The 22,587-nt window shown below is 71.2% G+C and carries 23 protein-coding genes; 13 read left to right on the top strand and 10 right to left on the bottom strand.

What is annotated here, in order from left to right:
• Positions 1-43: 43 nt before the first annotated feature.
• Together QFZ50_RS16550 and QFZ50_RS16545 are read right to left on the bottom strand one after the other, a co-directional pair.
• The gene (locus QFZ50_RS16550) at positions 44-1,075 is read right to left on the bottom strand and encodes a DUF808 domain-containing protein (RefSeq protein ID WP_307086005.1); all 1,032 of its coding nucleotides are present in this window, start codon (positions 1,073-1,075) and stop codon (positions 44-46) included.
• Positions 1,076-1,168: 93 nt separating this feature from the next.
• A complete protein-coding gene (locus tag QFZ50_RS16545; protein WP_307086003.1) occupies positions 1,169-1,609 on the bottom strand; it encodes an iron chaperone in 441 nt (146 codons plus the stop codon).
• 358 nt (positions 1,610-1,967) lie between these two features.
• Here QFZ50_RS16545 and QFZ50_RS16540 point away from each other — a divergent pair, with 358 nt between their 5' ends.
• From QFZ50_RS16540 to QFZ50_RS16520, 5 genes are all read left to right on the top strand, one after another.
• Entirely contained in the window at positions 1,968-2,426 is a 459-nt protein-coding gene (locus QFZ50_RS16540; RefSeq protein WP_307086002.1) for a DUF4383 domain-containing protein, read from the top strand.
• 178 nt (positions 2,427-2,604) lie between these two features.
• Positions 2,605-3,435, top strand: coding sequence for an ABC transporter ATP-binding protein (locus QFZ50_RS16535; protein WP_307086000.1), 831 nt, complete (start codon positions 2,605-2,607; stop codon positions 3,433-3,435).
• A 31-nt stretch (positions 3,436-3,466) separates the two neighbouring features.
• A complete protein-coding gene (locus QFZ50_RS16530) occupies positions 3,467-4,474 on the top strand; it encodes an ABC transporter substrate-binding protein (protein ID WP_373462288.1) in 1,008 nt (335 codons plus the stop codon).
• A gap of 5 nt (positions 4,475-4,479) precedes the next feature.
• The gene (locus QFZ50_RS16525) at positions 4,480-6,573 is read left to right on the top strand and encodes an iron ABC transporter permease (protein ID WP_307085996.1); all 2,094 of its coding nucleotides are present in this window, start codon (positions 4,480-4,482) and stop codon (positions 6,571-6,573) included.
• Between the two features lie 170 nt (positions 6,574-6,743).
• Entirely contained in the window at positions 6,744-7,142 is a 399-nt protein-coding gene (locus QFZ50_RS16520) for a VOC family protein (protein WP_307085995.1), read from the top strand.
• Between the two features lie 15 nt (positions 7,143-7,157).
• On the opposite strand, the gene QFZ50_RS16515 is transcribed toward QFZ50_RS16520, so the two are convergent.
• Positions 7,158-8,015: a YsnF/AvaK domain-containing protein gene (locus tag QFZ50_RS16515; protein ID WP_307085993.1), complete on the bottom strand. Its 858-nt coding sequence runs from the start codon at positions 8,013-8,015 to the stop codon at positions 7,158-7,160.
• Positions 8,016-8,103: 88 nt separating this feature from the next.
• Between QFZ50_RS16515 and QFZ50_RS16510 the strand changes: the two genes are divergently transcribed.
• Positions 8,104-9,348 carry a low temperature requirement protein A gene (locus QFZ50_RS16510; protein WP_307085991.1) on the top strand — a complete coding sequence of 415 codons (1,245 nt, stop codon included), beginning with the start codon at positions 8,104-8,106 and terminating at the stop codon, positions 9,346-9,348.
• A gap of 28 nt (positions 9,349-9,376) precedes the next feature.
• Here the strand turns inward: QFZ50_RS16510 and QFZ50_RS16505 are convergent, their stop codons facing one another.
• A complete protein-coding gene (locus QFZ50_RS16505) occupies positions 9,377-9,529 on the bottom strand; it encodes a hypothetical protein (RefSeq protein WP_307085989.1) in 153 nt (50 codons plus the stop codon).
• Between the two features lie 81 nt (positions 9,530-9,610).
• Here QFZ50_RS16505 and QFZ50_RS16500 point away from each other — a divergent pair, with 81 nt between their 5' ends.
• Entirely contained in the window at positions 9,611-10,630 is a 1,020-nt protein-coding gene (locus QFZ50_RS16500; protein WP_307085987.1) for a GlxA family transcriptional regulator, read from the top strand.
• Here QFZ50_RS16500 and QFZ50_RS16495 read toward each other — a convergent pair.
• From QFZ50_RS16495 to QFZ50_RS16485, 3 genes are all read right to left on the bottom strand, one after another.
• On the bottom strand, positions 10,620-11,546 hold the full coding sequence (locus QFZ50_RS16495) for an AEC family transporter (protein WP_307085983.1): 927 nt from the start codon (positions 11,544-11,546) through the stop codon (positions 10,620-10,622). The genes QFZ50_RS16500 and QFZ50_RS16495 overlap by 11 nt on opposite strands.
• 99 nt (positions 11,547-11,645) lie before the next feature.
• Positions 11,646-12,287 carry an alpha/beta hydrolase gene (locus tag QFZ50_RS16490; RefSeq protein ID WP_307085982.1) on the bottom strand — a complete coding sequence of 214 codons (642 nt, stop codon included), beginning with the start codon at positions 12,285-12,287 and terminating at the stop codon, positions 11,646-11,648.
• 178 nt (positions 12,288-12,465) lie between these two features.
• Positions 12,466-12,771 (bottom strand): DUF4193 domain-containing protein, encoded by a 306-nt coding sequence (locus QFZ50_RS16485; RefSeq protein WP_104048589.1) that lies wholly within the window; start codon positions 12,769-12,771, stop codon positions 12,466-12,468.
• 243 nt (positions 12,772-13,014) lie between these two features.
• Between QFZ50_RS16485 and QFZ50_RS16480 the strand changes: the two genes are divergently transcribed.
• Entirely contained in the window at positions 13,015-13,809 is a 795-nt protein-coding gene (locus QFZ50_RS16480) for an SDR family NAD(P)-dependent oxidoreductase (protein WP_307086865.1), read from the top strand.
• Complete coding sequence (locus QFZ50_RS16475; protein WP_307085979.1) at positions 13,806-14,675, top strand: DNA-3-methyladenine glycosylase family protein; 870 nt, start codon at positions 13,806-13,808, stop codon at positions 14,673-14,675. Before QFZ50_RS16480 ends, QFZ50_RS16475 begins: the two co-directional genes overlap by 4 nt.
• On the opposite strand, the gene QFZ50_RS16470 is transcribed toward QFZ50_RS16475, so the two are convergent.
• Positions 14,672-15,871, bottom strand: a complete 1,200-nt coding sequence (locus QFZ50_RS16470) for a PucR family transcriptional regulator (protein WP_307085977.1) — start codon at positions 15,869-15,871, stop codon at positions 14,672-14,674. The genes QFZ50_RS16475 and QFZ50_RS16470 overlap by 4 nt on opposite strands.
• 98 nt (positions 15,872-15,969) lie before the next feature.
• Here QFZ50_RS16470 and QFZ50_RS16465 point away from each other — a divergent pair, with 98 nt between their 5' ends.
• Entirely contained in the window at positions 15,970-17,076 is a 1,107-nt protein-coding gene (locus tag QFZ50_RS16465) for a ferredoxin reductase (protein ID WP_307085975.1), read from the top strand.
• 22 nt (positions 17,077-17,098) lie between these two features.
• The gene (locus QFZ50_RS16460) at positions 17,099-18,244 is read left to right on the top strand and encodes a fatty acid desaturase family protein (RefSeq protein ID WP_307085973.1); all 1,146 of its coding nucleotides are present in this window, start codon (positions 17,099-17,101) and stop codon (positions 18,242-18,244) included.
• Between the two features lie 60 nt (positions 18,245-18,304).
• On the opposite strand, the gene QFZ50_RS16455 is transcribed toward QFZ50_RS16460, so the two are convergent.
• Together QFZ50_RS16455 and QFZ50_RS16450 are read right to left on the bottom strand one after the other, a co-directional pair.
• Positions 18,305-18,805 carry an SRPBCC family protein gene (locus QFZ50_RS16455; RefSeq protein ID WP_307085971.1) on the bottom strand — a complete coding sequence of 167 codons (501 nt, stop codon included), beginning with the start codon at positions 18,803-18,805 and terminating at the stop codon, positions 18,305-18,307.
• A gap of 12 nt (positions 18,806-18,817) precedes the next feature.
• On the bottom strand, positions 18,818-19,162 hold the full coding sequence (locus QFZ50_RS16450) for an ArsR/SmtB family transcription factor (RefSeq protein WP_307085969.1): 345 nt from the start codon (positions 19,160-19,162) through the stop codon (positions 18,818-18,820).
• Between the two features lie 191 nt (positions 19,163-19,353).
• On the opposite strand from QFZ50_RS16450, the gene pta reads away from it, so the two are divergent.
• The gene (gene pta / locus QFZ50_RS16445; RefSeq protein WP_307085968.1) at positions 19,354-21,432 is read left to right on the top strand and encodes a phosphate acetyltransferase; all 2,079 of its coding nucleotides are present in this window, start codon (positions 19,354-19,356) and stop codon (positions 21,430-21,432) included.
• Between the two features lie 28 nt (positions 21,433-21,460).
• The gene (locus tag QFZ50_RS16440; protein WP_307085966.1) at positions 21,461-22,576 is read left to right on the top strand and encodes an acetate/propionate family kinase; all 1,116 of its coding nucleotides are present in this window, start codon (positions 21,461-21,463) and stop codon (positions 22,574-22,576) included.
• Positions 22,577-22,587 lie beyond the last annotated feature (11 nt).

Genomic DNA, 22,587 nt, shown 5'->3' with positions numbered 1-22,587 from the left:
TCCGCAGCAGCGGGCGCCCCGTCGTCGTCCTACCCCTCACCTCTCACGGATCGGGCTGGGACCCCGTCCCGGCGTCGTGCTCCACCGGACGGTGACCGGCGACAGCGGCACGGAGGTCGCCCTCCTCGTGGCCGCCTTTCGCGCCGAACGGCAGCATCGCCAGGAGGGGGTGGACGATCGCCAGGACGACGAGGCCCCACGCGAGGCCGAGGACGGCGGAGCAGAGGGTGTTCACGAGCCAGGCCAGGAAACCGCCCACCACCGGGATGCCGGCGAAAGGATGCTCGAGGACGTGGACCAGGTCATAGGGTGCGTGCCACCCGAGGTCGTAGGCCCCCTGGAGCATGATGTGGCCGCCCACCCACAGCATGGCGACGGTCCCGACGAGGGTGATCGCGGCCAGGACACCGGGCATCGCCGTGACGAGCAGCGCACCGAACCGCTGGGAGCCCTCCGACTCCTTGGTGGTCAAATGCAGGCCGATGTCGTCCATCTTCACGATCAGGGCGACGGCGCCGTACACGAGCACCGTGATCGCGATCGCCACGGCGATGAGGATGAGCGCCCGGGACACCAGTGACTCGTCGGCCACCTCGTTCATCGAGATGACCATGATCTCGCAGGAGAGGATGAAGTCGGTGGTGATGGCGCCCTTGGTGACCTTGGCCTCGGCCTCCGGGCCGCGTTCCACGGCCGGCGCCTTCTCGGCCGCGTGGTGGCCGCGCAGCTTGTGCCAGACCTTCTCGGCGCCCTCGTAGCAGAGGTAGGTGCCGCCCAGCATGAGGATGAACGGGATGATCCCCGGGATGAAAGCGCTGACGAGCAGCAGCGCCGGCAGGATGATCACCAGCTTGTTCCGCAGCGAGCCCCAGAAGATCCGCTTGATCATCGGCAGCTCACGGGACGGATGCGCCCCCGCCACGTACTGGGGGGTCACGGCGGCGTCGTCGATCACCACGCCGGCAGCCTTCGCGCCCGCCTTCGCGGCACCGGCGGCGACGTCGTCGATGGAGGCGGCCGCGATGCGGGCCAGTGCCGCGACATCGTCCAGCAGGGCGACGAGACCGCCGCTCACAGCTCGCTCCAGCGGTGCTCGGGACGCGGATGCGGGGCGGGGATGCCTTGACCAAGGCGCGGAATCGGCATGCTGGGAGTATACGGGCCGGACTCAGCTGACCGCCTTCGCCACTAGGCGGCGCAACTCCTCCTCCACGTCGCCGTTCCACGCGGTGATCGCGAAGGCGTTGGGCCAGAACACGCCGTCGTCCAGGTTCGCGGCGTCGTTGAAACCGATCGTCGAGTAGTGCGAATCGAACTTCGCCCCGGCCTGGAAGAACGTCACCACCTTCCCGTCGCGGGCGTAGGCCGGCATGCCGTACCAGGTCTTGGGCTCGAGCTCCGGGGCGACGGCGGACACCAGCGCGTGGAACTTCCCGGCGATCTCACGCTCCGGTTCCGGCATCTCGGCGATCTTGTCCTGGATCGCCTGCTCGCCCGCGGCGCGGTTCTTGCCGCGCTTGGCCTCCGCCCGCAGCTCGGCGGTCCGCGCCTTCATGGCCGCTCGCTCCTGCTCGGTGAACCCCTCGGTCGCGTCGGTCTGACGTGCCATGGCCTGCCTCCCTCGATGGTGTCCGCGGGTCGATGCCCGACGATGCTCCCACCCTAGGGACGACGTCCGCCCGTGGGTAGGGCCTGCGGTACCCGACCGGCGGACGGGTACCGCAGGCCGATAGCGCCCCGGGCACCGCTGCGCAACACGGCCGCGGTTCCCCGCGCGACGCAGCCCCTCGAGGGCTGATGCACAGTAGGCTTACGATGCCGGATGCGATGAGCGGGCGAGGCTTCACCCGAAGCGGCCGCCCCGTCGTCCCGGCAGGTCTCACCGTCCTTTCGGACGCACCGCTCTATCGGCCGCTGACGATTCCTGCGCAGCGCCGATGCACCGCACACCTATTGGGAGAACATTCATGACCACGTCCACCACGCCCCACGCGGGCGCACGCACCAATGTCCAGAAAGCAGCCCTCGCCGTCGGCGCGGTCTTCCTGCTCGTCGGGATCCTCGGCTTCATCCCCGGCATCACCTCGGACTACAGCACGATGATGTTCGCCGGCCACGAGTCGGAGGCGAAGCTCCTCGGCCTGTTCCAGGTGTCGATCCTGCACAACATCGTCCACCTGCTCTTCGGCGCGGCCGGCCTCGCCATGGCCCGCACCATCAGCGGCGCCCGCTCGTACCTGCTGTACGGCGGCATCATCTACCTCGTCCTGTGGATCTACGGCCTGGTCATCGACCAGAACTCCGCCGGCAACTTCGTGCCCCTCAACGGCGCGGACAACTGGCTGCACTTCCTCCTGGGCGTCGGCATGATCGCCCTGGCCCTGCTGCTGACCCGCGACAACACCCGCAAGACCGCACGCGCATAACCCTCCCGCCGGCACTCCGGCCGGACGCCCCGCCGCACGCCGGCGGGCAGCACGATGAGAGAGGCCCCGGACCCCGCGCCCGGGGCCTTTCCCGTGCTTCCACCGCGTCATCGAATTAGGACACGCGGTTATGACCTTATTTCTTGCACTGCTGGTTAGGAGAACCTAACCTAAGAGAGTGCCCCCGACGATCCCCGCCTCCGCGCCAGCCCTCTCCGTCGCGGACCTGGGCGTCTCCTACGGGAGCCGGCGGGTCATCGGATCCGTCTCCTTCGATCTTCTACCCGGCACGGTCACGGCCCTCATCGGCCCCAACGGCAGCGGGAAGTCCACGCTGCTCCGCACCATCGCACGCCTGCACGCCCCCGACGCCGGGACGGTGATGCTCGACGACGGCGCCGACCTCCTCGCGCTCTCGCCCCGCGAGTTCGCCCGCACCATCACCCTGCTGGCCCAGAGCCGACCCGTGCCCGGCGGACTCACCGTCCGGGAGGTGGTCGGCTTCGGCCGCCATCCCCACCGCAGCCGCTGGACGGGACAGGACCCGCAGGGCACCGCCGCCGTGGAGAAGGCCCTCGACCTCACCCGCACCGCCGGGCTCGCGGACCGCCCCGTCGCGGCACTCTCCGGCGGGCAGGTGCAGCGCGTCTGGCTGGCGAGCTGCCTCGCCCAGGACACCGGGGTGCTGCTCCTCGATGAGCCGACGACCTACCTCGACCTCCGCTACCAGGTGGAGATCCTCGACGTCATCCGCGACCTCGCCACCGATCACGGGGTGACCGTCGGCGTCGTCCTGCACGACCTCGACCAGGCGGCCGCCATCGCCGACCAGGTTGTGCTGCTCGAGGACGGGGCCATCATGGCGCGCGGCACCCCCGTGGAGGTGCTCACCTCCGAGAACCTGTCCCGCGCCTACGGCGTGCGCGTCGACGTCACGGTCTCCGGTAACACGGTCTCCACCCGCGCCGTCGGGCGCCACAACGCGGCCCCGGTTCCCGCCGCCTCCTGATCCCCCCGCGCACCCCGCGCTCCCGAGAGAAATGAAGACGATGATACAACCGAAGATCCTCGCTGCCCTCGCAGCGGTGGCCCTGCTCTCCCTGACCGCGTGCGGCACCACGGAGGAGGCCACCGGCAGCACGCCCACCGAGGACGCCGCGGCCGGCGGGAGCATCACCGTCACGGATGCCCGCGGCAAGGAGGTCACCCTCGACGGCCCGGCCGAGCGCGTGGTCGCCACGGAGTGGAACGCCGCCGAGAACCTCGTCTCGCTCGGCGTCATGCCGGTCGGAGCAGCGGACGTGGAGGGCTACGCCCAGTGGGTCAGCGCCGAGCCGCTCGACGAGTCCGTCACCGACATCGGCGTGCGCGGTGAGCCCAGCATCGACACCCTCGTGTCCCTCACACCCGACGTCGTCATCGTCACCGACCAGCTCGCCGAGGGCGCGATCGAGCAGATCGAGAAGACCGTGCCGGTCGTCGTCGTACCCGGCGGTGACGCCACCGACAACATCGGCCAGATGTTCGAGAACCTCGAGCTGATCGCCACGGTCACCGGCACCGAGGACCAGGCCGCCGAGCTGAAGTCCGGCTTCGAGGCCCGGATCGCCGAGGGCAAGGCCTCCATCGAGGAGGCCGGCGGTGCAGGCACCCCCGTGGCCTTCTCGGATGCGTACGTCGACGCCGGCAGCGTCTCCATCCGCCCCTTCACCGAGGGCTCGCTCGTCGGCAACGTCTTCGCGCAGCTCGGCCTCGCCAACGCGTGGACCCAGGAGGGCGACCCCGCCTACGGCCTCGCGCAGACCGACGTCGAGGGCCTCACCGCCCTGCCGGAGGACACCGCCTTCTGGTACATCGCCAACGACGCCTTCGGTGACCCCTACCAGGAGCAGCTGAAGGACAACGCCGTGTGGAAGTCCCTCCCCTTCGTCGAGGCCGGCCACGTGACGCGCTTCCCCGACGCCCTCTGGACGTTCGGCGGCCCCAGCTCCATGGAGCAGTTCGTGGACGCGGCGGTCGACGCCGTCACCGCACAGGCAGCGAAGTAGCCGACGTGCCGTCGGCGACGCTGACCAGGCCCGCTCCGCGTCCGGCCCGGGCCGACAGCCCGCGCCCCGGCGCACGCCTGGCCGTCGCCGGCGGCCTCCTGGCCGTCGCCACCGTGATCCTCGCCCTCGTGCACCTCACGCAGGGCACCTCGAGCGTCGGCCCCGCGGACATCCTCGGCCTGCTCGTCGGGGACGACGACGGGACCACCGGGGCGGTCGTCGCCGCCAGCCGCATCCCCCGGCTGGCGGCCGGCCTGCTCGTGGGAGCCGCGCTCGGAGCGGCCGGCGCCGTGATGCAGTCCGTCTCCCGCAACGCCCTCGCCTCCCCCGACACCCTCGCGGTCAATGCGGGCGCCCACCTCGCCGTCGTCGCCGTCGCGGCCCTCGGCCTGCAGGTCCCCCTCCTCGGTTCCGTGGGCGTGGCCTTCCTCGGCGGCCTCGGTGCCGCGGCCCTCGTCCTCGCGCTCTCCGGCGCCGGGCAGTCCTCGAGCGTGCGCCTGGTGCTCGCCGGCTCGGCCATCGCCCTCGCGTTCCACGCCCTGACCAGCACCCTCCTGCTGCTGTTCTCCCAGGAGACCCGCGGCCTCTTCGCCTGGGGCTCGGGATCGCTCGGCCAGAGCGGGCTCGAGAAGTTCGTCCTGCTCGCACCCCTCGCCGCGGCCGCCCTGCTCGTGCTGCTCGTGAAATCACGCTCCCTGGACCTGCTGACGCTCGGCGACGACCAGGCACGCGTGCTCGGCATCAACGTCCGCGGCACCCAGGTCCTCGCGATCGTCCTCGCCGTGCTGCTCTCCGCCGCGGCCGTCACCGTCGCCGGCCCCATCGGCTTCGTGGGCCTCGCCGCGCCCGCCCTCGTGCGGCTCGCGGCCCCGCACATCCCCGGGCTGCACCGGCACATCGCCCTGATCCCCGCGGCGGCGCTGATGGGCGTCTTCCTCGTGCTCGGGGCGGACGTGCTGCTGCGGGCCGCCGTCGGCGCCGAGAGTGCCGTCGAGGTGCCCACCGGCGTCGTGACCACGGTCTTCGGTGCCGTCTTCCTCGTGGCCCTCGCCCACCGCATGCGCTCGGACGGCCCCACCCGGGAAGCCCGCACCGTCTCCCTGCGCACCGTCGGAGCGGCCCGCAGCACGGGGGTCCTCGTGGTGCTCGCGGTGCTGCTCGTCGCCGTGACGATCGCCGGGTTCCTGCTGGGGGACGCGAAACTCCTCCTCGGCGACATCCTCAACTGGGTGTCCGGCCAGGCCGGGCCGGTGGTGTCGAGCGTGATGGACACCCGGGCGCCGCGCGTGGGGGCGGCGCTCCTGGCGGGTGCCTCCCTCGCCCTGGCCGGGACCGCCATCCAGGCGGTGACCCGGAACCCCCTCGCGGAGCCGGCGATCATCGGCGTCTCGGGCGGAGCGGGCGTGGGTGCGATCCTCGTGATCACCCTCGTGCCGCTGGCCGGGTTCTGGACCGTCAGTGCGGCGGCCGGCGTCGGTGCCGCCGTCGTCTCCCTGATCGTGTTCGGGCTGTCCTTCCGCGGTGGCATGCAGACCGACCGGCTGGTCCTCATCGGCATCGGGGTCTCCGCGGCGGCGACCGCCGTGATCACGCTGCTGATCGTGCTCACCGACCCGTGGAACGAGGCGAAGGCGCTGACCTGGCTGTCCGGGTCCACGTACGGGCGGTCGGTGCAGCACCTCGTGCCCATGGCCGTGGCCCTGCTCGTCGCCCTGCCCGTGGTCGCGTCCCACCACCGCTCGCAGGACCTGCTGGCCCTCGACGAGGACACCCCGCGCCTGCTCGGCCTGTGGGTCCCGCGGACGCGGGTGATCCTGCTCGCCGCCGCGGTGCTGCTGACGGCGTCGTCGGTGGCCGGCATCGGGGTGGTCGGCTTCGTGGGCCTCGTGGCGCCGCATGCCGCGCGGGCACTCGTGGGAGCCTCGCACCGGCTCATCATCCCCACCGCCCTGCTGCTCGGCGCGATCCTCGTCTGCCTCGGCGACCTCATCGGCCGGACGGCGATCGCCCCGGCGCAACTACCGGCGGGGCTCCTCACGGCCCTGCTCGGTGCGCCCTACTTTCTCCACCTGCTGTTCCGGAGCCGGCTCGACCGCTGAGACGGGCAGCGCTCCCCCGTCATCCCGACCGGGAACATGGACGGCACCGGCGGGCAGCTCTCGCCCCTGCCCTGCGGACAGGCATGGCCGGGCCCGGATCCCGGCACATGCGGACAGGACCTGTCCGGCGGCCAGGTGCGTGCGGGGCGACCCAGGACCATACTCGGCGCATGACACTGCGCTGGTACTCCACCGTCATCGAATCCTCCGACCATCGCGCCCTGGCACGCTGGTGGTCCGATGCGCTCGGCTGGGAGGTGATGTTCGAGGACGACGAAGAGGCGGTCGTCGTCCCTCCGTGGGCCCGTGAGCTGGAGCCGAGGCTCTCCTTCGAGCAGGTCCCGCCCGGTCTCGTGTTCGTCGCCGTGGAGCACGAGAAGCAGGGCAAGAACCGCCTGCACCTCGACTTCGCGCCGCACAGCACAGACGACCGCGACGCCGAGATCGAGCGCCTGGTCACGCTCGGCGCGCGCCGCATCGATGTCGGGCAGGGGCCGGACGTCAGCTGGGAGGTCCTGGCGGACCCGGACGGCAACGAGTTCTGCATCCTGTCCGCCCGCGACCACTAGCGCCCGGCCGGCCGCCTACAGCTCGACGCGCTCCGTGTCGATGACCTCCTTGCGCACCTGGCCGCCGACGGTCTCGTCGTGGGTGCGGGCCTCGCGGCGCACCCGCACGCGCTCGATCGGCACCACGTCCATCTCCACGCGGGGCTTCTCCTCGTACAGGATGACCTCCGTCGTGTCCCCGTTGAAGGCCGTCTCGACGGCGGAGTACAGGCGCTCCCGCTCGGCCTCGGTGAAGGAGCCCTCGCCGTCGTCGAAGAAGGGCTTGCCGTCCTTGATGGGCACACGCTCGACGACGAGCTCCTCACGGCGGATCTGCACCGTCATGGTGACGTCCTCGGTGACCACGCGCTTCACGAGGCGGACGCGCTCGGTCTCGTGGATCTCGGTACCGACGCGCAACTGCTCCTCGGACCGCGTCATGGAGTAGTCGCCCTCGGGGCGTGAGGTCTGCGTGCGGTCGCGGTCGGTATCGGACCGGCCGGACCTGCCGGAGGTGTCGGACATGTCCGCCACGCCGGCGGCGGCCGCCTGATCGGTGGCGACGTCGTCCTTCTCCGCCATGAGGCCGTAGTAACGCAGCAGGTGCTGCTCCTCCTCGGGGCTCAGGTGGCCGTCCTGCGACATCTTCGGGGAGTCGTACACCTTGGCGTGCGAGTAGGGCAGGCGGACATCCCGGCCCGTGAGCTTCGCCCCGCGCAGCGGCGCGAAGGACTCGGGGTTGCCCATGGAGTGGGTGGCGACGGTGACCCAGCTGGGCTCGCCCGTGGCGTCGTCGACGTAGAGCTGGCCCATGGGGCCGAGGACGGCGCCGTCCTCGCTCAGCACGTTCGCGCCGGCGTTCATGGCATCCTTCATCTGTTCGAGCGTGATCATGATGACCCTTTCGCGGAGGTTGCTTTCCTTCACCGTAGGTCCCGACCGAATCGATAGCAAGCATGCTTACTACTCGGCTGTCGAATTCATGACGCACGAACCCTCGGCGATCGGGCCCCGCGGCCCTAAACTCGTGCGCATGCAGCTCCAGCGGAGATCCATCCGGGCGGCGCGCGTCTCCGACGAATCGCACCGCGTCACCACGTTCGAGCTCTTCTTCGACCTCGTCTTCGTGTTCGCGTTCACGCAGGTCACCGGCTTCATGGCGCACGAGCACTCCTTCCCCGGCGTGCTGCAGGGACTGATCATCCTCGGCCTCCTCTGGTGGTCGTGGGTGTCCTACTCCTGGCTGGGCAACCAGACGCACGTGGACGAGGGCATCATGCGCCTCGGCCTGTCCGCCGTCATGGTCGCCATGTTCATCGCCGCGCTCGCCATCCCCGAGGCCTTCACCGATCTCGAGGGCGGCCTCAGCGGTCCCCTCGTCCTCGCACTGGCGTACTTCATCGTGCGCCTGCTGCACCTGGTGCTCTACCTGTACGCGGCGATGGACGACAAGCCGCTCCAGCGGCAGGTCGTCAAGACGTCGGTGGCCATGTTCTCGGGCGCGACCCTCATCATCGCGGGTGCGGTGATCGGAGGGTCCGCGCAGACGTGGTTCTGGCTCGCCGGACTCGCCCTCGACATCGTCCTGACCTATCTCACCTCCGCGGGCGGGAACTGGCGCGTGCACTCCGCGGCCCACTGGACCGAACGTCACGGGCTCGTCATCATCCTGGCGCTCGGCGAGTCGATCGTCGCCATCGGCGTGGGCGCGTCCCAGGAACCCGTGAGCATCCCGATCCTCCTCGGCGCCGTGCTGGGGATCGGCCTCTCGGTCAGCCTGTGGTGGCTCTACTTCGACGTGACGGCGATCGCCACCGAACACCGCTTCGCGTCCCTGCAGGGGAACGACCGCACGGCGGCCGCCGTCGAGGGCTACACCTACCTGCACCTGCCGCTCGTCGCGGGCATCGTGCTGTCGGCCTTCGGCGTCGAGGACGTCCTGGCGTACATCGACGAGTCCGAGGGCTTCGGCGCGCTCGGGGCGTTCGCCCTGTTCGGGGGCACCGCCCTCTACCTGCTGGGCAGTGCCGCGTTCTGGCGGCGCATGAGCGGCTCCTGGAAGAAGTGGCGGCTCGGCGGAGCAGCCACCCTGCTGCTGCTCCTGCCCGTGGGCGCGCAGCTGGCCCCACTCGGAGCCCTGGCCGTCACGGCCGTGGTGACGGGGCTCCTCGTCGGCGCGGAGAGCCTGCTGTACCCCGAGGCACGCTCCAGGATCCGCGCCGGCTAGTCGGCACGACGGCGGCGGAGCCGCCGCCTCACTGCCGGGAATAGGCGGAGCTGGGCAGGTCGTCCGCGCTCCACTCCCCGTGCGACGCCGGCGTGATGGGTGGCGCATCCGTGTGGATGACGTGGACGAGGTAGGCGGCCAGGAGGACGATCAGGACCGGGAGGATCAGGAGGAGAGTCATGTGACGATCCTGATCCTGTCGGACCCGAAAAAAGAGTGGCAGAAACGACCCATAGCGCTCAAAAACTGCCATACTGCTGGCATGTTCACCAAGGTCGCCGTGATCGTGCTCCCGGACCTCTCCATCTTCGAGTTCGGGGTGGTCTGCGAGGTGTTCGGCGTCGACCGCTCCTCCCTCGGCGTGGGCCTCCCCGCCTTCGACTTCCGCGTCTGCACGCCCGTCCCGGGCATGGTCCGGACGTCGTCGGGCGTGTCCCTCCGGGTCGACGACGACCTCACGGGCGTCGACGACGCGGACCTCGTCATCATGGCCCCCTACTCCGCCGGTACCGCCGTCCCCGCCGCCGTCCTGGCCGCCCTCCAGGCGGCCGACCGGCGGGGCGCACGGATCTTCTCGGTGTGTTCGGGCGCCTTCGCCCTCGCCGAGGCCGGGCTGCTGGACGGCCGCTCCGCGACCACCCACTGGCGGTACACGAGGAGCCTCGCCGACGCCTACCCGGGTACCCACGTGGACGAGAACGTGCTCTACGTCGAGGACGGGAACATCCTCACGAGCGCCGGGACGGCCTCGGGCATCGATGCCAGCCTGCACCTCGTCCGGCGGGAGTTCGGGCCGCGGGCCGCGACGGCGATCGCCCGCGGGATGGTGGTACCCCCGCACCGCGACGGAGGCCAGGCACAGTTCATCGAGCGGCCCGTCCCCACCGAGTGCGGGGCGTCGATGGAGGAGCTGCTGGTGTGGCTCGCCGACCACCTGGACCAGGACATCTCCGTGGCCACGCTCGCCCAGCGCCTGCACATGAGCGAGCGGACCTTCGCCCGGCGGTTCCGTTCGGAGACGGGCACGACGCCGGCCGCCTGGCTCACCGGGCAGCGCCTGCTGCGTGCGCAGTCGCTGCTGGAGGAGACGCGGCTGACCATCGACGCCGTCGCCCGCGCTGCCGGTTTCGGCCAGGCGGTGCTGCTCCGCCACCACTTCCAGAAAGCCCTCGGCGTCAGCCCCGCCGCGTACCGCCGCACCTTCCGCGGGTCCGACAAGGGCTGCGACCTGGACCTGCACGAACTCGAGGAACAGTTCGGCGGGCGGGCCCTCAGCCGGTGAGCGCCCGGATGACGAGGAACACCACCGGCAGGTAGAGCACCCCCGCCACGGTCTGCAGGGTGATGGTGGAGGCCATGAGCCGGGCATCCCCGCCGAGGGCACGCGCCATGACGTACGCGGAGGACGCCGTGGGCAGGGACAGGAACAGGATCACCGTGGCGGCCGGCTCACCCGTGAGGCCCAGCAGCAGGCACCCGGCGATCCCGAGGCCGGGCAGCACCGCGAACTTCACCGCCGTCGCCAGCACCACGGCGCCCGGATCGCGGCCGATGCTGCGCAGGTCCAGGGCCGCGCCCACGCAGAGGAGCCCGAGCGGCAGCGACGCGCTGCCGAGGGCCCGCACGAACTCGGCGATGCCCGGCGGCAGCCCGAGGCCCGACACGTTGAGCAGGATTCCGAGGACGCAGCCGAGGATCAGGGGGTTGGTGGCGATACTCCGTACGGTGCCCGCGAGTGTCAGCCGCTCCGCCCCGTAGCGCGCGAAGGCGAGCGTGCAGAGCACGTTGACGAGCGGCACGAGGACGGTGTTCGCGATCGCGGCGAGCGCGACGCCGTCGGGCCCGAAGAGGGCGAGGGCGATGGAGAGGCCGAGGTAGTTGTTGAAGCGGATACTGCCCTGCAGCACGGAGGTGAACGCGGGTCCGTCGAGGTCCAGCCACCGCTGCGCGAGCACGAGCCCGAGCGCCGTCAGGACCACCGGCCCGGCGAGGATCGGCGCCATCAGGGCGATCGGCAGGCCCGCGAGGTCCGCCGTCGCGGTGCCGCTGATGAACAGCGCCGGCAGGAGGACGAAGTAGCAGAGCCGCTCCGCCGGCGGCCAGAAGGACGGCGACAGGAAGCTGCGTGCCCGGAGGGCGTAGCCGAGCGCGATCAGGCCGATCACCGGGCCGAGTGCCACCAGGGTCTGCAGGATCACGCGACCCTGCCCGCGGGGAGGACCGGGCCGTTCACCGCACGGGACTCCGCGGCCGCCTGCCGGATCACGGCGTGCCGCCCGCGGGCCGGGCCCGCGCGGTCACCAGCCCTGTGCCACGAGCCAGTCGGCGGCGAGGCGGCTCCACTGCTCGGCGGCGCCCGCCCCCGTCGCCAGCCCGAGCCCGTGCTCGCCCTCGGCGAAGACGTGCAGGGCGTGCGGCACGAAGTGCGCGGCGAGCGCCTGGCCGAGCAGGTACGCGTGCTCCACGGGCACGGCTTCGTCCTCGGCGGTGTGCCAGATGAAGAACGGCGGGGCGTCGGCCGTCACGAGGCGGTCCAGGGACGTCGCCGCACGGAGTTCCCCTCCGGCGTCGGGGCCGAGCAGTTCGTCCTGCGAGCCGCGGTGGGTGGCGAGCTCCATCGACACCACGGGGTAGCAGAGGACCGCGGCGTCGACGCCCTCGACGGCGTCCGCGGAGGCGGTCAGGGCAGCGTGCCCCGCGAGGTGCCCGCCCGCGGAGAAGCCGAGCAGGGCGAGCCGTTCGACGCCGGCGGCGCGGACGCGGCGGATCTCCTCACGCACGGCGTCGAGCGGGCCCGGGTGCCGGGTCTGCACGGGGTAGTAGAAGACGTCGGCCGAGAGGCCGAGCGAGCGCAGGTGCTCTGCGATGACCTCGCTCTCGGTGTCGGACAGCATGCCGTAGCCGCCTCCGGGCAGGACGATGACGTGTGAGGACTCCATGCCTCCACCGTACTGGGCGGCACGGGGGTGGGCGTGCGACCCGTCGACGCTCGACAGCGGCCGGGTGGGCGGTCATCGCGTGCAGCACCCGCCAGGGAGCGCCCACGCGGGGCTGCCCCCGGACGAAGAAAGCCCCCGGCCACAGGGCCAGGGGCTTCTCGTAGGTCCGGACGCTCGGTCAGCCCTCGCACTCGGTGCAGTACTTGTCGCCGTTCTTCTCGCGCGCAAGCTGGCTGCGGTGGTGAACCAGGAAGCAGGACATGCAGGTGAACTCGTCCTCCTGCTGCGGGATGACCTGGATCAGGAGTTCCTCGTGGGAGAGGTCGGCCCCGGGAAGGTCGATGCCTTCGGCGGTTTCGCCGTCCTCGACATCGATCAGCGCGGTCTGCGTGGTCGCGCTGCGCTGTGCCTGGATAGCCTCGAGGGACTCGTTGGCCGGCTGGTCTTCCGGACGGACGCGTGGTTCGTCGTAGTCGGTTGCCATGGGGGTAGATCTCCTTCTGTGGGCGGGAATACGCCCAGATGCCACTCTCAACCTCGGCAGAGGCGGAAGTATTCCATATACCGGGAGCAATATACCTGCTGCAACTGGAACTTTTCTCCACGCCCGGAACGCACACCCATGTGACGGAACCACGGTGGGCGTGCTATGCGCATCGGGGTCCGCGCCACCGTCGTAGGGTTGGTTCCAGTCCCTCCCCCGACCGCCCCAGGAGCTCCCATGGCAGTGGCAATCGACCTCAGCGGCAAGACGGCACTCGTGACCGGATCCACGCAGGGCATCGGCATGGCCATCGCGGCGGGACTCGCGGCCGCGGGCGCGCGCGTCGGGGTGAACGGCCGCAGCAACCGCGGTGTCGCCCGTGCCCTGGAGACCATCCGGGTGGACGTGCCCGACGCCGATCTCGTCGCCGTCCCGGCCGACGTCACCACCGACGACGGCGTCGCCGCAGCGCTCGGCATCCTGCCCGCCGTGGACATCCTCGTCAACAATCTCGGGATCTTCGGCGCGCAGCCCGCCCTGGAGATCGACGACTCCGAGTGGCGCCGCTACTTCGAGGTCAACGTCCTCACCGCCATCCGCCTCACGCGCTCCTATCTGCCCGGCATGATCGACGCCGGCTGGGGCCGCGTCCAGTACATCGCGAGTGATTCCGCGGTCGTCATCCCCGCCGAGATGATCCACTACGGCGTCTCCAAGACCGCCCTGCTCGGCGTCTCGCGCGGCTTCGCCAAGGAGGCCGCCGGCACGGGTGTGACAGTGAACTCGATCATCGCCGGCCCCACCCACACCGGCGGGGTCGAGGACTTCGTCTACCAGCTGGTCGACAAGGACCTCGCATGGGAGGACGCGCAGCGGCAGTTCATGAAGGACCACCGTCCGCAGTCGCTGCTGGAGCGCCTGATCGAACCGCGCGAGATCGCGAACATGGTCACCTACCTCGCCTCCCCCCTCGCCTCGGCCACCACCGGCGCGGCGGTCCGCGTGGACGGCGGATACGTGGACGCCATCCTCCCGTGAGCCGCACGGCTGTCCTCACCCCACGCGGCGCGCTCGACGCCGGCCCCCTGGCGGCGATCCTCGCGAACCACGCCATCCCGGGCTGCGAGATCGCCGGCACGGGCGTGTCCGGCCGCTCCCACACCCGCCTGCTCGCGACGCCGGGCGGCCCCCGCCGCGTCACGGTCACCGTCCGGCCCGACGACGTCGAGCTCACCGCGGACACGGACGTCGACGCCGAGTTCGCGTGCCTCGTGCGCACCACGCGCTCCTGGCTGGACCTCGACACGGACGTCGCCGCCGTGGCCCGCGCGTTCGACGGCGACTCCCTCCTCGGCCCGCTGGTGCGCCGGCGCCCCGGCCTCCGGGCCGTCGGGTATCCGGACGCCTTCGAGGCCGCGATCATGACGGTCCTCGGACAGCAGGTGTCCGTGGCCGCGGGCGGCACGTTCGGCGGGCGCCTCGCGGCCGCCTACGGGACGCCGACCGACTCGGGTCTCACCCTGTTCCCCACCCCGCAGGCCATCGCCGCAGCACCGCACGAGGAGCTGCGCGCCGCCGTCGGCGTGACCCGCGCTCGTGCCGCGACGGTGCAGAACGTGGCACGCGCCGTCGCCGCGGGGCTGTCCCTCGACCCCGCCGGTGACCACGCCGCGCTGCGGAAGGAGCTGCTCGCCATCCCCGGGATCGGCCCGTGGTCCGCGGACTACCTCGCCGTGCGCGTCCTGCGGGATCCCGACGCCTTCACGCCCGGCGACCTCGTGGCGCGCCGTGCGATGGGGAACCCGGACATCCGGGATGCCGGGCGGCGGTCGGAGGCGTGGCGCCCCTACCGGGCCTACGCCCTGTTCCACCTCTGGACCGCCGCGACCTACAGCGGTCCCTAGGCCGGGACCCTGTTCTCGCTGCGCAGCGCGATCTCCAGCTCGAAGCGCGCCTTCGGGTCCCTGAGGTCGTCGCCGAACAGCTCGCGCAGCTGCTGGACGCGGTAGCCGACCGTCTGTCCGTGGATGCCGAGCTCCTCGGCGATCGGGGCCCGCTGCCCCCAGTGCCGCAGCCAGGCCAGCAGGGTCTCCTCGAGCTTGGCCCGCTGGCTGTCGGGCAGGCCGGCCAGCGGGGCGAGCCTGCGGCGGGCCAGTTCCCCGACGGCCGACGGTTCGGCCGCGAGGACCACCTCCGTCATGTGCTCGTCCGCCCAGACCGGCGGTTCGTCCGGGCTTTCGCGCGGCGGCAGCATGGAGGCGGCCAGGACCGCCAGGCGGAGCGACTGGGCCACCTGCTCCAGGCCGCCGGCGGGACCGATGGCCGCTCCCCTGCCGGTGAGTGCGCGGTCCAGTTCCGCCCGGTGCCGCGGTCCACGCTCGGGCACCAGGGCGACGGCGTCCGTCTCGCGCTCGACGACGATGACGCCCGGCCCGAGGCGCTGCCGGATCCCCTCCGCGTGTTCCAGCGGCAGCGTCACCACGGCCACCTGCGCGGGCACCACCCAGTCCGCGAGCGACGCCGCCTGGCGCAGCGCGGTCTCGTCCGCCTGCCCGAGCAGCAGCAGCTCCAGCAGTTCGGCACGGCGCCGGTCCACGGCGCCCGCACGCTCGGACTGCTCGAACGCATAGGCCTCCGCGCTCACGGCGGAGAGCTCGTCGATGTACGCCATGATCGATTCGCCCAGGTCCACCACGACGGCGGGGCCGAGGCCCTCCTCCATGGAGCGGCGCGACATCTCGCGGAAGGTGACACGCGCCCCCATGCGGTAGGCACCGAGCAGCGCGTCCATGCTGCGGCCGTGGCGGAACTCGCCCCTGCCGAGGGCGGCCACCAGCTGGCGACTCTGGTCCGAGAGGGCGGGCAGCACGGTCCCCGGGAGCTCGAGGAACCGCTCCAGCGCCGCGGCCACGCCCGTCCGCAGGCCACGCCCGAAGTTGCCCTCGAGGGGGCGGGCGTAGGCGGGGACCAGCTGCGGGACGGCTTCGATGATCGCTTCGACGAGGCTCGGGGTGAGGGGCCGCAGCCGGTCGCTGACCTCGGGCGGCAGCGCGAGCCACGGCGGCTCCGGCGGCGGTGCCAGCATCTCGTCGGAACTCACGGAACCAACCCCCATCTATCTCGTCAAAACAATTCCTCAGCCCAAACTCTACGCCCCCGATGCAGATTTTTATCAGCGGAGGCTATATGGTTGATGGGATGATCCGGTTTTCGAAGCTGGCACGCGTGACTGCCGCGCTGACCACCCCGCTCACGGCGGAAGACTTTCTGGCGCTCTTCAATCCCGTGTACTCCTCCCGCCAGCTCCGCGGCGTCGTCACGCGTGTGGTGCACGAGACCGAGGACTCCGCCACCATCTACTTCCGCCCCGGGAACGGGTGGCACGCACACCAGGCCGGACAGTGGGCGCGCATCGGCGTGGAGCTCGACGGCGTGCGCCAGTGGCGCTCCTACTCGCTGAGCAACGCCGCGGGCCACGATCCTGCGATCACCGTCAAGGACGCCGGGGCCGTGTCCCACGTCCTCGTACGGGACACCAGGCCGGGCGACGTCCTGTTCCTCGCCCCGCCCCAGGGCGACTTCGTGCTCCCCGAGCACCCGCGCTCCCTGCTCATGCTCACGGCCGGCAGCGGCATCACGCCGGTCATGTCGATGATCCGCACCCTGATCCCGCGCAGGCCGGACGCCAACGTGGTGCTCATCAACTCCAACAGCACGCCGGAGAAGAGCCTGTTCCGCGAGGAGCTGGACGAACTCGCGGACCAGTTCCCCAACCTCACGGTCCGCCACTGGTTCACCAGTGCCCGCGGCCGCCTGCAGTTCACCGCCCGGACCATCGCGGACCTCTGCCCCGACTGGCGCTCGCGTGCAGCGTACGCCTGCGGCCCGGAGGGGTTCCTCAACGACGCCGAGGACCTGTGGCAGCGGGAGGCGGCGCTCGAGCAGGCACGCACCGTACCGGACGTCACCACCGGCGCCGAGGCCTCGCGCACCGGCACGCTGACGATCGAGCGCTTCAGCACGGACCTCACGGCGGGCGCCGGACACGACGGCGGCCTCGTCACCTTCGAGCAGTCCGACCGCGAGGTGCAGGCCGACGGCGACACCCCGCTGCTCGACATCGGCGAGGACGCCGGCATCCTCATGCCGAGCGGCTGCCGGATGGGTATCTGCCACAGCTGCCTCATCCCGCTCCGCGCCGGCCAGGTCCGGGACCTGCGCACCGGCGAACTGCACAACAATCCCGGCCAGCTCATCCAGACCTGCGTGTCGGCAGCCGCCGGGCCCGTGAACCTCGACCTGTAGCCCCCTACCGAAGGAGCCTCCCTTGACCACCACTGCGACCCGCCCAGGCGCCCTCGCGGCGTCGGGCCACCCCCTGGTCCGCCCCGACGCCGCCAAGCACCTGACGGACGAGCAGGTCGAGGAACTCGGCCGCGAGCTCGACGCCGTCCGCGACGAGATCCTGGCCAAGCGCGGAGCCACCGACGCCGCCTACATCCGCCGGGTCATCAAGCTGCAGCGCTCCCTCGAGTTCGCCGGGCGGGGCACCCTCCTGTTCAGTAAGTACAAGCCCGCCTGGTTCGCCGGCACGGCCATGCTGAGCCTCGCCAAGATCCTCGAGAACATGGAGATCGGGCACAACGTGCTGCACGGCCAGTGGGACTGGATGCGCGACCCGGACATCCACTCCACCACCTGGGAGTGGGACTTCGTCACCCCGGCGCGGTCCTGGCAGCACACCCACAACGACCTGCACCACCGCTGGACCAATGTCATCGGCAAGGACAGGGACATCGGATACAACCTGCTCCGCATGGACCCCGACCAGCCGTGGCGCCCCTTCAACCTCGGCAACCCCCTGTACAACGCCATCCTGGCGCCGGTCTTCGAGTGGGGCATCGCCCTGTACGACCTCGAGATCCCCGAGTACAAGGAGGGCCTGAAGTCCAAGGAGGCCATGAACCGCGACCTCAAGGCCGTGGGCGTCAAGGTCGTCAAGCAGTTCTCGAAGGACTACGCCGCCACGCCCGCCGTCGCGATGCTGACCGGCTCCGGCAAGCAGGCCCTCTACGGCACGCTCGCCGCCAACGCCATCCGCAACTTCTGGGCGCACGCCGTGATCTTCTGCGGCCACTTCCCCGACGGGACGGACACGTTCACGGAGGAGGAGGTCGACGGCGAGACCCGCGGTGACTGGTACGTCCGCCAGATGATCGGCTCGGCGAACATCTCCGGATCGAAGCTCATGCACTTCCTGACGGGCAACCTGTCCCACCAGATCGAGCACCACTGCTTCCCCGACCTGCCGTCCAACCGGTACGCCGAAGTGGCGGTCAAGGTCCGCGAGATCTGCACCCGGTACAAGCTCCCCTACACCACGGGCCCCCTGCCCAAGCAGGTCGGCTCCACCTGGGCGAAGATCTTCAAGCTCGCCCTGCCGAACCGCACGCCGAAGGCCGCCACGGCGTAACGCCGACCGCGCAGAAGGCGCCGCCGCCCCTCCCCGGGACGGCGGCGCCTTCTGTCTCCGTCAGACGGCGGCGTCCTCCTCGGCGAGGAGGGAGTCCACCTGCCCCAGGGCGAGCTTCAGCCCCTCCTCCATGCCCATCTCCACCATCTGGTTCAGCTGCTCGAGCGACTCGAACCCGGTGACCAGGGTCATGCGGGTGCGGTTGCCGAGGTCCTCGAGCGTGACGACGGCATGCGTATGGCCGAGCTCGTCCATCGGTTCCCTGTTCTCGTCGGCGAAGCCGTCGTCGAACGTGAGGCGCGTGGGCGCGTCGATGCCGGTGATGACCCACCAGCCGTGCGCCTTCTCGCCGTCCGGCCCCGTCATGTAGTACGCCGCACGGCCACCGACGGCGAAGTCGTAGGAGTCGAAGGTCGCGGGCCAGGTGGGCGGGCCCCACCACCGCTCGAGCTGACGCGGATCCTCCCAGATCCGCCAGACGCGCTTCACATCGGCGTCGAACTCGGCGACGAGCCGGAAGTTGAGCTCCTGTGTGTCCTTCTCTGCACTGATGACCGCCATGATGCTGCCTTCCTAGGTGTGGTCCTCGTCTTCGGCGAGGATGTCCTCGATCCGGTCGACGCGCTGCCGCCAGATCCTCTCGTAGTCGTCGAGCAGGCGGCGGGCCCTCTGCACGCCGTCGACCTCTCCCCGCACGATCTGCTCCCGTCCGCGCTTCTCCTTCGTGACGAGCGATGCCCGCTCGAGCACGGCCACGTGTTTCTGCACGGCGGCGAAACTCATGGCGTACTGCTCGGCGAGTCCGGATACCGAATACTCGGCGACCAGGACGCGCGCCACGATGTCCCGCCGTGTCGCGTCGGCGAGCGCCTGGAACAGGCGGTCCACCGCGTCGTCCTGCATCTGATCTACAACCATGTGGTTGTACGTTACGCGCGGCGCGCCCGGTCGTCAAGACCCCGGGGTGTCCTCTGGCAGCCGGGAGGACGGGATCAGCGGCGGGATGCGTCCGACGGCGGCCGCCCGGGCCGTCCGGGACCGCGGCAGGGCCGGCCCGCGGCGTGATGCCCGTTATGGCGGCCCTCCCGTGACCCTGCAAGACTGGGCCCATGACCCGCGGAATCTATGTGAGCGCCATGACCAACGGCTCCGGCAAGGCCCTGATCTCCTTGGGCCTGGCCGACATGCTGCACCGGCACGCCGACCGCGTCGGCTTCTTCCGGCCCATCGTCGAGGGCAGCGATCCTGCCGCGGATCCGATGGTGGGCCTCATGCAGCGCGCCTTCGATCTCCCGCCGAGCCGCGCACGCGGCGGCCTGACGCGGGCCGAGGCGCGAGCCCTGCTCGTCGCCGGCGACCGGGCCGAGATCGATGCCCGCTGCGTCGCCATCTACAGCGAGATCGCCGCGGAATGCGACGTCGTCATCGTCGAGGGCACGGACCTCTCGGGCAACGACGCCGCCGTCGAGTTCGACCTGAACGCGCGCCTCGCCAACAACCTCGGCGCCATGGTGCTCGCCGTCGTCAGCGCCAAGGACATGACCGTGGACGAGGCCGCCGACGCCGTCGACGTCGCCCGCCGCGAGCTCGACGCCGCCAAGGTGTCCCTCCTCGCCATGATGGTCAACCGCGCGGCGGACGACGCCGTCACGGCCATCAGCGAGCACGTGCGGCCGGGCAGGTCCGGGCGCCCCGTCTACGTGATCCCGGAACTCGCCGAGATCTCCCAGCCCACCGTCTCCGAGGTGTCCCGAGCGCTCGGCGCGCGGCAGATCGCCGGCAACTCCAACCTCGAGCGCGACGTCACGAGCGTCCGCGTCGCCGCCATGAACGTGGGCAACTTCCTGCACCTGCTGAAGGACGGCGCCCTCGTGATCGTGCCCGGCGATCGCGCCGATGTGCTCGTGGCGACCCTCGCGTCGTCGTTCTCCCCCGAGTTCCCCGTGCCCTCGGGCATGATGCTGACGGGCGGGCTGGCCCCTGAACCCAGCATCCTGGCCCTCCTCGCCCAGGCGCCGTTCCCCGTGTTCATGCTCGACGACGACACCTACACCGCCGCACGCCGCGTCAGCGAGGTGCGGGGCGAGATCGCGAGCGGACTGCGCCGCAAGGCCGCCGCGGCCCTGGGCGCCTGGTCGCGGCAGGTGGACGAGCACGAGCTGCTGGAGCGCCTCGAGCTCCCCCGCCCGGTCAGCATGACGCCGCTGCGCTTCCTGCACGAACTCATCCAGCGCGCGCGGGCCGAGCGCCGGCACATCGTGCTCCCCGAAGGCGAGGACGTCCGCATCCTGAAGGCCGCCGAGATCCTGCACCGCCGCGATGTCTGCGACCTCACGATCCTCGGCCCCGAGGCACGGGTCCGCGAGCTCGCCACCGGGCAGGGCATCGACCTCACCGGCATCACGCTGATCGATCCGGCCACCTCCGAGCTGCGCGACGAGTTCGCGGCGGAGTACGCCCGGCTCCGCGCCCACAAGAACGTCTCGCTCGACCAGGCCCGCGAACGCATGCTCGAAGGGGCATACTTCGGCACCATGATGGTGCAGCTCGGGAGGGTGGACGGCATGGTCTCGGGTGCGGCCCACACCACCGCGAACACCATCCGGCCCGCCCTCGAGTTCGTGAAGACGAGGGACGGCGCGAAGATCGTCTCCTCCGTGTTCCTGATGCTCCTCCAGGACCGCGTGCTCGTGTACGGGGACTGCGCCGTGAACCCCGACCCCGATGACGAGCAGCTCGCGGACATCGCCGTCGCCTCCGCGGAGACGGCCGCGCAGTTCGGGGTGGAACCCCGCATCGCGATGCTCTCCTACTCCACGGGCGAGTCGGGCTCCGGCGGCGCCGTGGACGAGGTGCGCCGCGCCACGGAGATCGTCCGGCAGCAGCGGCCCGATCTCGCCGTCGAGGGGCCCATCCAGTACGACGCCGCCGTCGACGCCTCCGTCGCGGCCTCCAAGCTCCCCGGCTCCACGGTGGCCGGGCAGGCGACGGTGTTCATCTTCCCGGACCTCAACACCGGCAACAACACCTACAAGGCGGTGCAGCAGTCGGCGGGCGCGGTCGCCGTCGGGCCCGTCCTCCAGGGACTGCGCAAGCCGGTCAACGACCTCTCGCGCGGCTGCACCGTGGAGGACATCGTGAACACGGTGGCCATCACCGCCGTCCAGGCCCAGCAGCCCGCCTCCTGATCACCCACCCGACTCCCGACAGGACCCCATGATCATCCTCGTCATCAACTCCGGCTCATCCTCGCTCAAGTACCAGGTCCGCGAGGGCGACGACGTCCTGGCGGAAGGACTGGTGGAGCGCATCGGCGAGGGCGAGGTGCCCGACCACGCGGCCGCCCTGGACCGCGTGGACGGCGAGGTGTCCGCGGCACTCGGTGGCCGCGGGATCGACGCCGTGGGGCACCGCGTGGTGCATGGCGGCGAGCGGTTCAGCGAACCCGTGCTCATCGACAATGAGATCACGCGCGCCATCGAGCGCCTCAACCCGCTCGCACCCCTGCACAACCCGGCGGCCGTCACCGGTATCCGGGCGATCACCGAGAAGTGGCCGGACATGCCGCAGGTGGCCGTGTTCGACACGGCGTTCCACCGGACCCTGCCCGAGCACGCCTGGCGCTACGCCGTCCCGGACGAGCTGTACCGCAGGTTCGGCATCCGCCGCTACGGCTTCCACGGGACCTCGCACGCCTACGTGGCCCGCGGAGCGGCAGGACTGCTCGGCGAGGACACGTTCACGGGCGTGATCGCGCACCTCGGCAACGGCGCCTCGGTCACGGCCGTGCGGAACGGCGAGAGCATCGATACCTCGATGGGGTTCACGCCCCTCGAGGGCCTGGTCATGGGGACCCGCTCGGGCGACATCGATCCGTCCATCCTGCTGTTCCTGCTGCGGGAGGGGTACTCGGAACAGGACCTCGACACCCTCCTGAACCGCAACAGCGGCCTGAAGGGCCTCGCCGGCACGAACGACATGCGCTCCGTCGCGGAGGCCGCGGACGGGGGCGGGCAGCGCGCCAGGATGGCCATCGAGGTGGCGTCCTACCGCCTCGCGAAGTACGTGGGCGCGTACCACGTGGCGGTCGGCGGAGCGCGGGCGCTCGTCTTCACGGCGGGTATCGGCGAGAACGCGGCGGCCTTCCGCAGCGCCGTCGTCTCGAAACTCGGCGCCCTGGGCCTGGAGCTCGACGAGCAGAGGAACGGCGAGCGCAGCAGGGAGGCACGCGCCATCAGCACCGAGGCGTCCGCCTTCCCCGTCCTCGTGGTCCCGACCGACGAGGAGGCGGCGATCGCGGAGGCCACGGCCGCCGTCGTCGGCGCCGCCTAGCCCGCGCTGCC

The organism is Arthrobacter agilis (assembly GCF_030816075.1).
Classification (GTDB): Bacteria; Actinomycetota; Actinomycetes; order Actinomycetales; family Micrococcaceae; genus Arthrobacter_D; species Arthrobacter_D agilis_E.
This window is presented reverse-complemented; position numbering and strand designations above follow the sequence as displayed.